This window comes from Pantoea sp. MBLJ3, from assembly GCF_000816655.1.
GTDB classification, from domain to species: Bacteria; Pseudomonadota; Gammaproteobacteria; order Enterobacterales; family Enterobacteriaceae; genus Pantoea; species Pantoea eucalypti.
Map to the genome: position 1 here is coordinate 55,060 of NZ_JSUT01000010.1, position 13,032 is coordinate 68,091.

11 protein-coding genes are annotated in these 13,032 nt (G+C 56.1%); 8 read left to right on the forward strand and 3 right to left on the reverse strand.

Annotation, left to right across the window (positions count from 1 at the left end; all coding sequences use genetic code 11):
- Positions 1 to 2: 2 nt before the first annotated feature.
- The 3 genes from recJ (at position 3) to lysS (ending at position 4,592) form a co-directional block, all read left to right on the forward strand.
- Positions 3 to 1,739: a single-stranded-DNA-specific exonuclease RecJ gene (gene recJ, locus NP77_RS15080; RefSeq protein ID WP_039660743.1), complete on the forward strand. Its 1,737-nt coding sequence runs from the start codon at positions 3 to 5 to the stop codon at positions 1,737 to 1,739.
- Between the two features lie 231 nt (positions 1,740 to 1,970).
- Positions 1,971 to 3,069, forward strand: a protein-coding gene (gene prfB, locus NP77_RS15085; protein WP_099257461.1) for a peptide chain release factor 2 whose coding sequence is annotated in 2 segments (ribosomal slippage) — positions 1,971 to 2,045 and positions 2,047 to 3,069 — 1,098 coding nt in all. Because the reading frame shifts where the segments join, the coding sequence is not laid out codon by codon here.
- Between the two features lie 2 nt (positions 3,070 to 3,071).
- Positions 3,072 to 4,592 carry a lysine--tRNA ligase gene (gene lysS / locus NP77_RS15090; RefSeq protein ID WP_003852896.1) on the forward strand — a complete coding sequence of 507 codons (1,521 nt, stop codon included), beginning with the start codon at positions 3,072 to 3,074 and terminating at the stop codon, positions 4,590 to 4,592.
- Between the two features lie 304 nt (positions 4,593 to 4,896).
- Here the strand turns inward: lysS and NP77_RS15095 are convergent, their stop codons facing one another.
- Positions 4,897 to 5,523, reverse strand: a complete 627-nt coding sequence (locus NP77_RS15095; protein ID WP_039660745.1) for a serine protease — start codon at positions 5,521 to 5,523, stop codon at positions 4,897 to 4,899.
- A gap of 360 nt (positions 5,524 to 5,883) precedes the next feature.
- On the opposite strand from NP77_RS15095, the gene NP77_RS15100 reads away from it, so the two are divergent.
- The gene (locus NP77_RS15100) at positions 5,884 to 7,047 is read left to right on the forward strand and encodes an MFS transporter (protein WP_003853977.1); all 1,164 of its coding nucleotides are present in this window, start codon (positions 5,884 to 5,886) and stop codon (positions 7,045 to 7,047) included.
- Here the strand turns inward: NP77_RS15100 and NP77_RS15105 are convergent.
- Positions 7,044 to 7,964, reverse strand: a complete 921-nt coding sequence (locus NP77_RS15105) for a LysR family transcriptional regulator (RefSeq protein WP_039660797.1) — start codon at positions 7,962 to 7,964, stop codon at positions 7,044 to 7,046. The two genes, NP77_RS15100 and NP77_RS15105, sit on opposite strands and share 4 nt — an antisense overlap.
- A 102-nt stretch (positions 7,965 to 8,066) precedes the next feature.
- Between NP77_RS15105 and lysA the strand changes: the two genes are divergently transcribed.
- A complete protein-coding gene (lysA, locus tag NP77_RS15110; protein ID WP_039660748.1) occupies positions 8,067 to 9,323 on the forward strand; it encodes a diaminopimelate decarboxylase in 1,257 nt (418 codons plus the stop codon).
- A gap of 32 nt (positions 9,324 to 9,355) precedes the next feature.
- Here the strand turns inward: lysA and NP77_RS15115 are convergent, their stop codons facing one another.
- Entirely contained in the window at positions 9,356 to 9,664 is a 309-nt protein-coding gene (locus tag NP77_RS15115; protein ID WP_003853971.1) for a PTS lactose/cellobiose transporter subunit IIA, read from the reverse strand.
- 178 nt (positions 9,665 to 9,842) lie between these two features.
- Between NP77_RS15115 and NP77_RS15120 the strand changes: the two genes are divergently transcribed.
- Genes NP77_RS15120 through NP77_RS15130 form a run of 3 tightly spaced genes read left to right on the forward strand, consistent with a single transcriptional unit; the run spans position 9,843 to position 12,949 of the window.
- Positions 9,843 to 11,192, forward strand: coding sequence for a PTS sugar transporter subunit IIC (locus NP77_RS15120; protein WP_003853969.1), 1,350 nt, complete (start codon positions 9,843 to 9,845; stop codon positions 11,190 to 11,192).
- Positions 11,189 to 12,616, forward strand: a complete 1,428-nt coding sequence (locus tag NP77_RS15125; protein ID WP_039660749.1) for a glycoside hydrolase family 1 protein — start codon at positions 11,189 to 11,191, stop codon at positions 12,614 to 12,616. The genes NP77_RS15120 and NP77_RS15125 overlap by 4 nt, the downstream gene beginning before the upstream one ends.
- Positions 12,617 to 12,631: 15 nt before the next feature.
- Positions 12,632 to 12,949 (forward strand): PTS sugar transporter subunit IIB, encoded by a 318-nt coding sequence (locus tag NP77_RS15130; RefSeq protein WP_003853964.1) that lies wholly within the window; start codon positions 12,632 to 12,634, stop codon positions 12,947 to 12,949.
- The last annotated feature ends 83 nt before the right edge of the window (positions 12,950 to 13,032 follow it).

Sequence of the window (13,032 nt, forward strand, 5' to 3'; positions counted from 1 at the left end):
CGGTGGTAAAACAGGAAGTGGAACTGCGTCGCCGTGAGGTGACGGTTGACGATGCGCTACCGGCCACGCTGCCGCCGTTGCTGAAGCGGCTCTATCTGCAACGCGGCGTGCGTGACGCCGCAGAGCTGGAGCGCGGTGCGAAAAACCTGCTGCCGTACCAGTCTTTAAGCGGAATTGAGAGTGCAGTGGAACTGCTGCATCAGGCGCTGCTGGATGGGCGTCGCATTATGGTGGTGGGCGACTTTGATGCCGATGGCGCGACCAGTACCGCGCTGACGGTCATGGCGCTGCGCAGCATGGGCGGCGGCAACGTGCAGTATCTGGTCCCTAACCGCTTTGAAGATGGTTATGGCCTTAGCCCGGAAGTGGTTGAGCAGGCGCGTGCGCGCGGCGCGGCGATGATCCTGACCGTCGATAACGGCATCTCCTCCCACGCTGGCGTTGATTTTGCCCATCAGCATGGGATTCCGGTGCTGATTACCGACCACCATCTGCCCGGCGAGACCTTACCGGCCGCTGAGGCGATCGTGAATCCCAATCTGCCGGACTGTAACTTTCCCTCGCGCGCGCTGGCGGGCGTGGGCGTTGCTTTCTATCTGATGCTGGCGCTGCGTGCCCATCTGCGCACCCAGGGATGGTTTGGCACCACTCGCACGGAACCGAATCTGGCGGAGATGCTTGATCTGGTCGCGCTCGGTACGGTTGCCGATGTGGTGCCGCTCGACGTCAACAACCGCATTCTGGTGTGGCAGGGGCTCAGCCGTATCCGGGCCGGAAAATGCCGGCCAGGCATCCGGGCGCTGCTGGAAATTGCTAATCGCGATGCCCGTCAGCTGGCGGCCAGCGATCTCGGCTTTGCGCTGGGGCCACGGCTCAACGCCGCAGGCCGGCTCGATGATATGTCGGTGGGCGTGGCGCTGTTAATGACCGACGATCTCAGCCAGGCACGCATGCTGGCCAGCGAGCTGGACGCGCTGAATCAGACGCGTAAAGAGATCGAGCAGGGCATGCAGAGCGAAGCGCTGGCGCTGTGTCAGGCGCTGGAGCGCGAGCAGAGCGATCTGCCGTTGGGCCTGGCCTTCTATCATCCCGAATGGCATCAGGGCGTGGTGGGTATTCTCGCTTCGCGTTTGAAAGAGCGTTTCCATCGTCCGGTAATTGCCTTTGCTCCGGCGGGCGACGGCACACTGAAAGGATCGGGCCGCTCGATTGCCGGACTGCATCTGCGCGATGCGCTGGAGCGTCTGGATACGCTGCATCCTGGTCTGATGATGAAGTTTGGCGGTCACGCGATGGCGGCCGGCTTATCGCTGGAGACCGCACGCTACGAGGAGTTTCGTCAGCGCTTTGCCGATCTGGTCGGAGAGTGGCTGGATGGCGAATCGCTGCAGGGCATCATCTGGTCAGATGGCGCCCTGCAGCCGCAGGAGTTTTCCCTGCAGACCGCCGAAATGCTGCGCGAAGCCGGCCCCTGGGGCCAGGCGTTCCCGGAGCCCGCTTTTGACGGCAAATTTAAGCTGCTGCAACAGCGACTGGTGGGCGAGCGGCATCTGAAAGTGATGGTTGAGCCGCTGGACGGGGGGCCGCTGATCGACGGTATCGCCTTTAATGTTGATACCACGCTGTGGCCCGACAGCAGCATTCGTCAGGTTGAACTGGCCTACAAGCTGGATATCAATGAGTATCGCGGTAACCGTTCGGTGCAGCTGATCATCGACCATATCTGGCCGCTGAACTGAGTTAAACAGGGCGCGCGCGTCTCCGTCTACGGCAGATGCGCGACCGCCCGATTATTTTCTGCGTTATTCTGCTGCGCGTGAGGATGTCACCGCGATCCGATAAGCAAATGCGACACGTCACGCAACCCAGGCATCAGCCCGCTGTCTCAGCGCTACAATCTGCCGCCAGTTTCGGGTAAACTTGTGCGTTAATTTTCCTGTCCCATCGAACATAAGAAAGACGCCAAAGCCATGTTTGAAATTAACCCGGTCAAAAACCGTATTCAGGACCTCAGTGAGCGCAGCGACGTTCTTCGGGGGTATCTTTGACTACGATGCCAAGAAAGAACGCCTCGAAGAAGTAAACGCCGAGCTGGAACAGCCCGATGTCTGGAACGAACCTGAGCGCGCTCAGGCGCTGGGCAAAGAGCGCTCCTCGCTGGAAGCGATCGTGCAGACGCTGGATCAGATGTCGCAGGGCCTGGAAGATGTGCAGGGTCTGCTTGAACTGGCTGTAGAAGCGGAAGACGAAGAGACTTTCGACGAAGCGGTTGCCGAGCTGGACGTCCTTGAGGGCAAGCTGGGCGAACTGGAATTCCGCCGCATGTTCTCTGGCGAGTATGACAGCGCCGACTGCTATATCGATCTGCAGGCGGGTTCCGGCGGCACCGAAGCGCAGGACTGGGCCAGCATGCTGATGCGTATGTATCTGCGTTGGGCCGAAGCGAAAGGCTTCAAAACTGAAATTATTGAAGAGTCTGAAGGTGAAGTTGCAGGCATCAAGTCTGTCACTATTCGCGTGTCAGGCGACTACGCTTTTGGCTGGTTACGCACCGAAACCGGCGTGCATCGCCTGGTGCGTAAGAGCCCGTTTGACTCAGGCGGCCGTCGTCACACCTCATTCAGCTCTGCCTTTATCTACCCGGAAGTGGATGACGATATTGATATCGACATCAACCCAGCCGATCTGCGCATTGACGTTTATCGTGCGTCGGGTGCGGGCGGCCAGCACGTTAACCGGACGGAATCTGCGGTACGTATTACCCATATTCCAACCGGTACTGTCACCCAGTGTCAGAATGACCGTTCTCAGCATAAGAACAAAGATCAGGCGATGAAGCAGATGAAAGCGAAGCTGTACGAGCTTGAGATGCAGAAGAAAAATGCTGAGAAACAGGCGCTGGAGGACAACAAGTCCGACATTGGCTGGGGAAGTCAGATCCGTTCTTACGTTCTCGATGATGCACGCATCAAAGATCTGCGCACCGGCGTAGAGACGCGTAACACCCAGGCGGTGCTGGACGGCGATCTGGATCGATTCATTGAAGCTAGTTTAAAAGCAGGGTTATAGACATGTCTGAACAACAACCGCAGAGCGCTGATGCCGCCGTTGAGTTAAATAACGAACTGAAAACGCGCCGCGAAAAGCTGAGTGCGCTGCGTGCCAACGGTCTGGCGTTTCCCAACGACTTCCGTCGTGACAGCCTTTCAAACCAGCTGCTCGAAAGCTATGGCGAGAAGAGCAACGAAGAGCTGGAAGCGCTGGATATCGAGGTCAGCGTCGCCGGACGCATGATGACCCGCCGTATCATGGGTAAAGCCTCTTTCGTTACTCTGCAGGATGTGGGCGGCCGGATTCAGCTTTACGTCTCTCGTGACGATCTGGCTGAAGGCATCTACAACGAGCAGTTCAAGAAATGGGACCTCGGCGATATCCTGGGTGCGCGTGGCAAACTGTTCAGAACCAAGACCGGCGAACTGTCGATTCACTGTTCAGAACTGCGCCTGCTGACCAAAGCCCTGCGCCCGCTGCCGGACAAATTCCACGGCCTGGCCGATCAGGAAACCCGTTACCGTCAGCGTTACCTTGATCTGATCGCCAACGAAGAGTCACGCAACACCTTCAAAATTCGTTCGCAGATCATGGCCGGCATTCGCCAGTTCATGGTAGGCCGCGACTTTATGGAAGTGGAAACCCCGATGATGCAGGTGATCCCGGGCGGTGCCTCTGCGCGTCCGTTCATCACCCATCACAATGCGCTGGATATCGATATGTATCTGCGTATTGCACCAGAGCTTTACCTGAAGCGTCTGGTAGTGGGTGGCTTCGACCGCGTGTTCGAGATCAACCGTAACTTCCGTAACGAAGGTATTTCGCCACGTCATAACCCAGAGTTCACCATGATGGAACTCTATATGGCCTATGCGGATTATAAAGATCTGATCGAACTGACCGAAAGCCTGTTCCGTACTCTGGCGCAGGATGTGTTGGGCAGCACGGTCGTGCCTTACGGCGAGCAGGAGTTTGATTTCGGCAAGCCGTTTGAAAAACTGACCATGCGTGAAGCGATCAAGAAATACCGTCCGGAAACGGATCTGGCCGATCTGGAAGACTTTGATAAAGCGGTGGCGATTGCACAATCCCTGCATATCAAAGTGGAGAAGAGCTGGGGTCTGGGCCGCGTCGTGACCGAGATCTTCGAAGAGACGGCTGAAGCGCATCTGATTCAGCCAACCTTCATCACTGAATATCCGGCTGAAGTCTCGCCACTCGCCCGTCGTAACGATGAGAACCCGGAAATCACCGATCGCTTTGAGTTCTTCATTGGCGGTCGTGAAATCGGTAACGGCTTCTCCGAGCTTAATGATGCGGAAGATCAGGCTGAGCGTTTCCTGCAGCAGGTGAATGCCAAAGATGCCGGTGACGACGAAGCGATGTTCTACGACGAAGACTATGTTACCGCGCTGGAACATGGCCTGCCGCCAACCGCCGGTCTGGGTATCGGGATTGACCGTATGGTGATGCTGTTTACTAACAGCCACACGATCCGCGATGTGATTCTGTTCCCGGCACTGCGTCCAGGCAGCAAGTAAGTCTGACTGTTCTCAGAAAAGGCCGGGCATACCGGCCTTTTTTATGTCTGCTGAAAGAGTATGGCCCGGTTCGCTATGAGATCGAGCCTGCTCAGGGAATACGGTCAGATCGGAAAGACGCAAAAGCCGTCATCCATGACCGCTCGGCCCACGCCATCCCTGGCGCGGGACGCTTTCCTTTTCTGACCGTATTCCCTGCGCGCTTACTTTATCCGTTGCTGTCAGATGCACTCTGATTCGGCGTTGTCAGCACGAAAAAGCCCGGAAGTTCCGGCCTTTTTTACCACTGTCCATTCAGCAAACATCAGGACTTAATCGCCTGATTCAACCAGTTCTGAAAGCGGGAATAGGGCACATAGAGCGCAACGTTCTTATAAAGTGTCTTACCGCTGACATTGTCATTGATGTTATTGCTGTAGCCAATAATCACACCCGCCAGCGTATCATCAGAGGCGTTATAGACCGCACCGCCTGACATCCCTTTCACCACACCTGCATTCGCCGCGACTACAACACAGTCCGGCTTATTCCAGCTGTTCGCCAGCGTGGTATTGATAAGGTTCTGTCCGCTGGAACTGACCGGCATGGCCGAAATAAAACTGTAGCCATAGAGATTCACCTGGTCGCCAATATGGCTGTTGCGAAAGCTGGGTGGCAGATTCATTTCGCTGTTTTTATGGTAGACCACGGCCAGATCGCATTGCGGGTGCCAGGCTTTAACCCGGTAAAGAGAGAACTTCGCCACGTGCGCAGCGGTCAGGCTGTACTCCGGCGTCAGCGGGATGGTAGTACCCAGCGTGCCTAACCCCAGCACGGTAGGAATGCCGGTCACGGTCATATCAACGCGTTTTTCCGCTTCTTTACTGTACTCATAATGCCCCACCGAGCAGCCGGTTAAGCCTAAAACCATTAAGGCTATGAGTCGTTGCATTCTCTCTCCCTGCGTCAGCAGTTGATTACATCACCTGGCAATTCATTAGGGATATATCGGCAACGTTAAGGATTTATTAATTAAATACGCATTAAAAAGCGTAATCGGTTCACGGAAAATGACAACCTTGCCCGGGTTCGCCAGGGTCTTTCAGGTAGGGTCCGCAGGCAGAGAAAGAAAGTTGCGACAGGCACAGCGACACGATTATTGCGGCCTCAGCAATAATCCTTTGCTGCATACAGGCTATGTCGTGCACCAGCGCTATGCTGTAATACTCACTGTGACGCAGATCAAAATTAATAAGCGTCGAGGGGCTGCGTGTCCGCGCGGTTCACCTGCAAATGAAACCGGGAGAGTGTTATGCCTGTAGCATTAATGGCGCTGGCGTTAAGTGCGTTTGCCATCGGAACCACCGAGTTTGTCATTATGGGATTGCTGCCGGAGGTGGCGCGTGACCTTCAGGTGTCGATTCCGTCGGCGGGCTGGCTAATCAGCGGCTATGCGCTGGGGGTAGCAATTGGTGCGCCGATAATGGCGTTGCTGACCGCCAGACTACCGCGTAAAAAAACGCTGATTCTGCTGATGGTGATCTTTATTGTCGGCAACCTGCTGTGTGCGCTGGCTTACAACTACAACCTGCTGATGCTGGCCAGAATCGTTACCGCACTCTGTCATGGTGCCTTCTTCGGGATTGGCGCGGTTGTCGCCGCCAGTCTGGTGCCTGCCGGGCGTCAGGCTTCGGCTGTGGCACTGATGTTTACAGGGCTGACCTTAGCTAACGTGCTGGGCGTGCCGCTGGGAACCAGTTTCGGACAGATGTTTGGCTGGCGAGCGACATTCTGGGGCGTGGCGGTGATCGGCGTGCTGGCGTTTATCGCCCTGATCGTCAGTCTGCCCAACAACAAACAGGAAAAACCGGTTCATCTGGCGAGTGAAATTGGCGCACTGGCCAACGGCAAACTGTGGCTGTCGCTGCTGATGACGGTGTGCTTTGCGGCGGCGATGTTTGCACTGTTCAGCTACATTGCGCCGCTATTGTTAGAGGTGACGGGCATCAGCGACCGCGGCGTCAGCTGGACGCTGTTCCTGATAGGTGCGGGCCTGACAGTTGGCAATATTCTCGGCGGAAAACTGGCTGACTGGAAAGTCTCTTTCAGCCTGATCCTGAGCTTCTCACTGATTGCGATCTTCTCGCTGCTCTTCAGCTGGACCAGCCATGCGCTGTGGCTGGCGGAGATCACCCTGTTCCTCTGGGCGATGGCAACCTTTGCCACGGTGCCGGGTCTGCAGATTAACGTAGTGCGTCACGGCAAAGAAGCACCGAACCTGGTCTCAACCCTTAACATTTCAGCATTCAACGTGGGTAATGCGCTGGGTGCCTGGGTCGGTGGCGCAGTGATTGGCCGGGGATTCGGCCTGACGGCGGTGCCGGTTGCTGCGGCTGCGCTGGCCGCCATCGGTCTGCTGGTCTGTCTGATTACCTTTCGTAAGTCGGGCCATACGACCGCCAGGGTTCGCGCTTAAGCCAGACGGGCGGCGATGCGTGCCGGAAAGTCAGCCACCTGTTGCTGCAGATGGCTGACAAAGGCATCCACCAGCGCCGACGCAGGGCGGTGCTGCGGTCTCACCAGGCTGACGGTAAACGGAACTGCCACGCTGAACTTACGCATCACCACACCGCTGTCGGCGTAATCCAGCGCCGTCAGCGGATTCACAATCGAAATCCCCACGCCCGCCCTGACCATTGCGCATACCGAAGCGGCGCTGTGTGTCTCCATCACCAGCCGCCGTTCCACTCCCTGCTCCTGAAACAGCGCATCCAGCAGCTGACGATAGCTGTCGCTGCGCGACAGGCTCACATACTTTTCACCCGCAAAGTCGTGCGGCGTCAGCACCTCACGCTGACTTAAGGGGTGATTCTGCGGCAACACGCACACTTCATCGCAGGTCAGCAGGGCGAGGCGGTCAGTTCCGGCCGGCGCGTGCTGGGTTTCGGTTAAGCCGATATCGTAGCGCTGCGCCGACAGCCACTCCTCCAGCAGCGGCGACTCCTGCGGAATCACATTCAGACTCAGATCCGGGTAACGCTGTAAAAAGGGCTGACACAGCGGCGGCAGCAGCGACTGCGAAAAAACGGGCAGACAGGCGATCGACAGCTCGCCCTGACGAAACTGGCGCAGGCCTTCTGCCGCTTCCATGATGCGGTCCAGGCCATACCAGGAGCGCTGAACCTCTTCAAACAGACGCAACCCTTGCACCGTCGGCTGCAGGCGACCGCGTACCCGCCCGAACAGCTTTAATCCCAGTTGCTGCTCCAGACGTGCCAGCTCCCGGCTCACGGTAGGCTGTGAGGTGTGCAGCAGCGTGGCGGCCTGCGTCAGATTGCCGCTGGTCATCACCGCATGAAAAATTTCGATATGCCGCCAGTTAATGTTTGCCACGCCGTTTATCCATATCCATTCTGCATAGATGCTATTAAAACAGATATTTTTCGCTATGACACGAATCTGGCTTAATGCGGTTAACGCCACAGGAGAATTGTTATGCCACGTTCCTTACAGAATACCGAAACCGCACTCAACGCCACTAACCTGCTGCCACTGGCACGTCGTTATAGTGGACCGTTCTGGGCCTATGATGCGCAGATTATTCAGGCGCGTATTGCTCAGCTGCAGGCCTTTGATGTGGTGCGCTTTGCGCAGAAAGCCTGCTCGAATACGCATATCCTGCGCCTGATGCGCGCGGCGGGCGTGAAAGTGGACTCGGTATCGCTGGGTGAGATTGAACGTGCGCTGGCCGCCGGTTATCAGCCTGGTGGTGATGAGATCGTCTTTACCGCTGATCTGTTCGATCAACCGACACTTGAGCGGGTGACTGCGTTAAAGGTGCCGGTGAATGCCGGTTCGATCGATATGCTGCATCAACTCGGTGCGGTGTCACCGGGACACGCGGTATGGCTACGCGTCAACCCTGGTTTTGGTCACGGCCACAGTCAGAAAACCAATACTGGTGGCGAAAACAGCAAGCACGGTATCTGGCACGGTGACTTAGCCGAGGCGCTGGCGGCCATTAAACAGCACGGCCTGAACCTGGTGGGCATTCACATGCATATCGGCTCAGGCGTCGATTATGCGCATCTGCAACACGTCTGTGATGCGATGGTGGAACTGGTAATGGCATCGGGTCAGGATCTGACGGCGATCTCTGCGGGCGGTGGACTTTCTATTCCTTATCGCTACGGCGAAGAGGCGATCGATACCGGGCACTATTTCGGCCTGTGGGATGCAGCCCGGCAGCGCATTGCTCAGCATCTGGGGCACGCGGTCAAACTGGAGATCGAACCGGGCCGTTTCCTGGTGGCCGAAGCGGGCGTGCTGGTGTCGCAGGTTCGGGCGGTGAAGTCGATGGGCAGCCGTCACTTCGTGCTGGTCGATGCCGGCTTCAATGATCTGATGCGCCCATCCATGTATGGCAGCTATCACCATATCTCGCTGATGGCGGGCGATGGGCGGGCGATTGATGAGCAGCAGACGATCGACACGGTGGTTGCAGGTCCGCTGTGCGAATCGGGTGATGTCTTTACCCAGCTGGAGGGCGGCATGGTCGAACCGCGCGCGATTCCGGCGGCGAAAGTGGGCGATTATCTGGTGTTCCACGACACCGGTGCTTACGGCGCATCCATGTCTTCTAACTACAACAGCCGTCCGCTGATCCCGGAAGTGCTGTTTGAGCAGGGCCAGCCGCGCGAAATCCGCCGCGCGCAGACGATTGAGTCATTACTGGCGCTGGAAATCAGCTAATCACCTCACTCGGGCGGCGAGGCCGCCGCCTGTCAGCTATAGATCTCTTTTCGCAGCATGATCAATTCCTCTGCCAGCTCGCGACACAGCATGGCATTCATCAGATGATCCTGCGCATGTACCAGAATCAGCGTGACCGGTAATTTTCCGCTTCCTTCGTCTGCGCCAATCAACGCGGTCTGGATTTTATGTGCCGCTTTTGCCGCAGTATCAGAGGCTGCCAGCCCGGCATCAGCCCCGGCCCAGTCGCGTTTGCGCGCGCACTGAATCGCCATCATCGCCGACGAGCGTGCTTCTCCCGCATTGATCAGTAATTCCATCATAGTCTGTTCGTAATCCATAACGCCTCCGCTATTGGTATGCCAAATTGGCGAATTTAATCATACCGGAATGCCAAAAGACGTTTCCGGGAAGTTCGTCACAGAAAAAACTGATGATATTCGTCATTTTGGTATGCCACTAACAAGGAAGATCATGATGATTACAGGACTACCGATCTTACATCTCTGAGGATTGATCATGTCTTTACAGGACCGCCTTATCGATTCCCTGGGCAGCTTCGCCACCCGCTTTAACAGTTATCGCTATATCATGGCGATTAAAGCCTCGTTCATTACCCTGATGCCGGTAATCATTGTTGGCGCCTTCTCGGTATTGATTTCTAACATGGTGCTGGACAGCAAAAATGGCCTTGCCAGCTTTGCCGCTCTGGCTTTCTTAGCTGACCTCAAGCCCATCACCAGCAGTATCAATTACGCCACGCTCAGCTTTCTTAACATTGGTGCGGTGTTCCTGATTGGTATTGAGCTTGGGCGCATCAACGGTATAAAAACGCTGTTTCCCGGTCTGCTGGCAATCATCTGCTTTGTATCCGTAACGCCGACCACCTTACAGATGATGGTCGATGGGCAGATGCATCTGGTCACCGATGTGCTGGCCAAACAATTCTCCGATACCAAGAGCCTGTTTCTCGGCATGTTTATCGCCATTCTGTCGGTAGAGATCTACTGCCGCCTTGAACAGGTTGAGCGGCTGAAAATCAAAATGCCCGACACTGTGCCGCCCAATGTGGCCGCCTCATTCTCTGCGCTTATCCCCTCAATTATTACTGTGACGCTGGTAGCGACCTTTGGCTTTATCTTCCATCGCGTTACCGGCATGTACCTCTACGACGCGGTATACCAGGTGGTGCAGCAGCCGCTGGAGTCGGTGGTGCAGAGTCTGTGGGGCATTCTGATTCTGATGTTCGTTGCCCAGCTGTTCTGGGTGATTGGTATTCACGGCAACCAGATGGTGAAACCGATTCGTGAGCCACTGTTGCTGGGCGCAATTCTGGTCAACATGACCGCTTTTGAGCAGGGAAAAGAGGCACCGAACATCATCACCATGCCGTTCTGGGATGTCTATATGAGCATCGGCGGCTCCGGCCTGACCATCGGGCTACTCACTGCCGTAATGCTGGCGACGCGACGCAAAGAGATGCGTGAAATTGCCAAACTGTCGTTCGGCCCAGGCATTTTCAATATCAACGAACCGGTTATATTTGGTATGCCGATTATGCTTAACCCGATTCTGGCTATCCCTTTCATCATCACACCGCTGGTGACAGGTTCTATTGGCTACTTCGCGACGGTGATGGGCTTTGCCGGGAAAGCCGTGGTGATGGTGCCCTGGACCACGCCTCCGATTATCAATGCCTGGCTTTCAACGGCTGGATCGATGGGCGCAGTGGTGACGCAGATCGTCTGCATTCTGGTGTCAGTACTCATCTATCTGCCCTTTGTGAAAGTCGCAGCCCGCCGCGCGGATGCAGCGGAAGCAAAGAGCCTGCAACCTGAGCTGAACCCCAACCGAACGGAGGTGTTATGAGTCGTCAGACTGTCCACATACCTGAGAATTTCATTCTGGGGGCTGCTGCCTCCGCCTGGCAGACGGAAGGCTGGAGCGGAAAAAAGCCGGGCCAGGACTCCTGGCCTGACGCCTGGTATCAGCAGGATCGTCACGTCTGGCATAACGGCTATGGCCCGGCGGTTGCCACTGACTTTATCAATCGCTTTAGTGAAGATGTGGCGCTAATGAAGGCCAGCGGGCTGACCCACTACCGGACTTCCATTAACTGGTCGCGTTTCCTGATCGATTATGAAACCGCCACGGTCGATGAGGAATATGCCGCTTACTATGACCGGCTGATTGATGAAATGCAGCGTCAGGGCATTGAACTGATGCTCTGTCTGGAGCATTACGAGCTGCCAGCCTTGCTGCTTGAGCAATATGGAGGCTGGCAGTCAAAGCATGTGGTTGAACTGTTTATTCGTTATGTCGAACAGGTTTTTAAACGTTATGCCGGTCGGGTCACACGCTGGTTTGTGTTTAATGAGCCCATTGTGGTGCAGACCCGCGTCTATCTCGACGCGCTGCGCTGGCCTTATGAGCAGAACACGCATAAATGGATGCAGTGGAACCACCATAAAAATCTCGCGACTGCCCGGGCAGTGCAGCTTTTCCGCAAGCGTGGCTATGCCGGTCGCATTGGTACCATTCTTAACCCGGAGGTCACCTATCCGCGATCATCCGCCCCGCACGACCAGAAGGCGGCGCATATTTATGACCTGTTCTACAACCGGGTGTTTCTCGACCCCGCGATTAAAGGCGAGTATCCGGCGGAGCTGCTGGCGCTGCTTGATAAGCATCAGATTGAGTGGGAAACCACGCCGGAAGAGCTGGCGATTATTGCTGCCAATACCGTCGATGAGGTCGGCCTTAATCTCTACTATCCCCATCGCGTTAAGGCGCCGTCCCGCGCCTGGCATCCCGAGACACCCTTTCATCCTGCCTGGTATTACGAACACTTTGAACTGCCTGGGCGGCGGATGAATCGTTCGCGCGGCTGGGAAATTCAGCCTGAAATTATCTGGGATATGGCACAACGAATGCGCGATGAGTACGGCAATATCCCGTGGTTTGTGGCGGAAAGCGGTATGGGCATTGAGAACGAAACCCAATTCAAAGATGCCGGTGGGGAAATTCAGGACGATTACCGTATCGCGTTTATCAGCGAACACCTGCATCAGGCGATACGCGCCAGCCAGGCGGGCATTAACTGTCAGGGCTACATGCTGTGGGCGTTTACCGACAACGTCTCACCAATGAATGCCTTTAAAAACCGCTATGGTCTGATCGAAATCGACTTAGATAAGCACCGTCAGCGCCGTATGAAGAAATCTGCCCATTGGTTCCGTACGCTGCGTGACACGCAGCAATTTACCCTGTGGCTTGATGATGAGCCGAAATAACGCGAGGAAACGAGCATGAAACGAATTGTTCTGGCCTGTGCTGCGGGCATGTCGACCTCAATGGTGGTCACGCGGATGGAAAAAGAGGTCGCCGCTCGCGGACTGGCATTTCAGATCTACGCTATTCCGGAGCAAAACCTGCGTGAAGAGCTGCAAAACTACGGCAGCGAGGTGGCGGTGGTGCTGCTCGGGCCTCAGGTGCGCTTCAAACTGGAGGAGAACAGAAAACTCACTGACAGCTATCAGTTGCCTATCGCGGTAATCGATACGGTTGCTTACGGCACGCTGAATGGTGCAAAGGTACTCGATCAGGCGCTGGCTTTGATACACTGAGCCCCAGTTTGCGAGCCAGCCTCTCCGGTTCGCGGGCATTGTCGCGCAGGGAACGGCGGCAATGCCGTTAGCACGTTGATTGC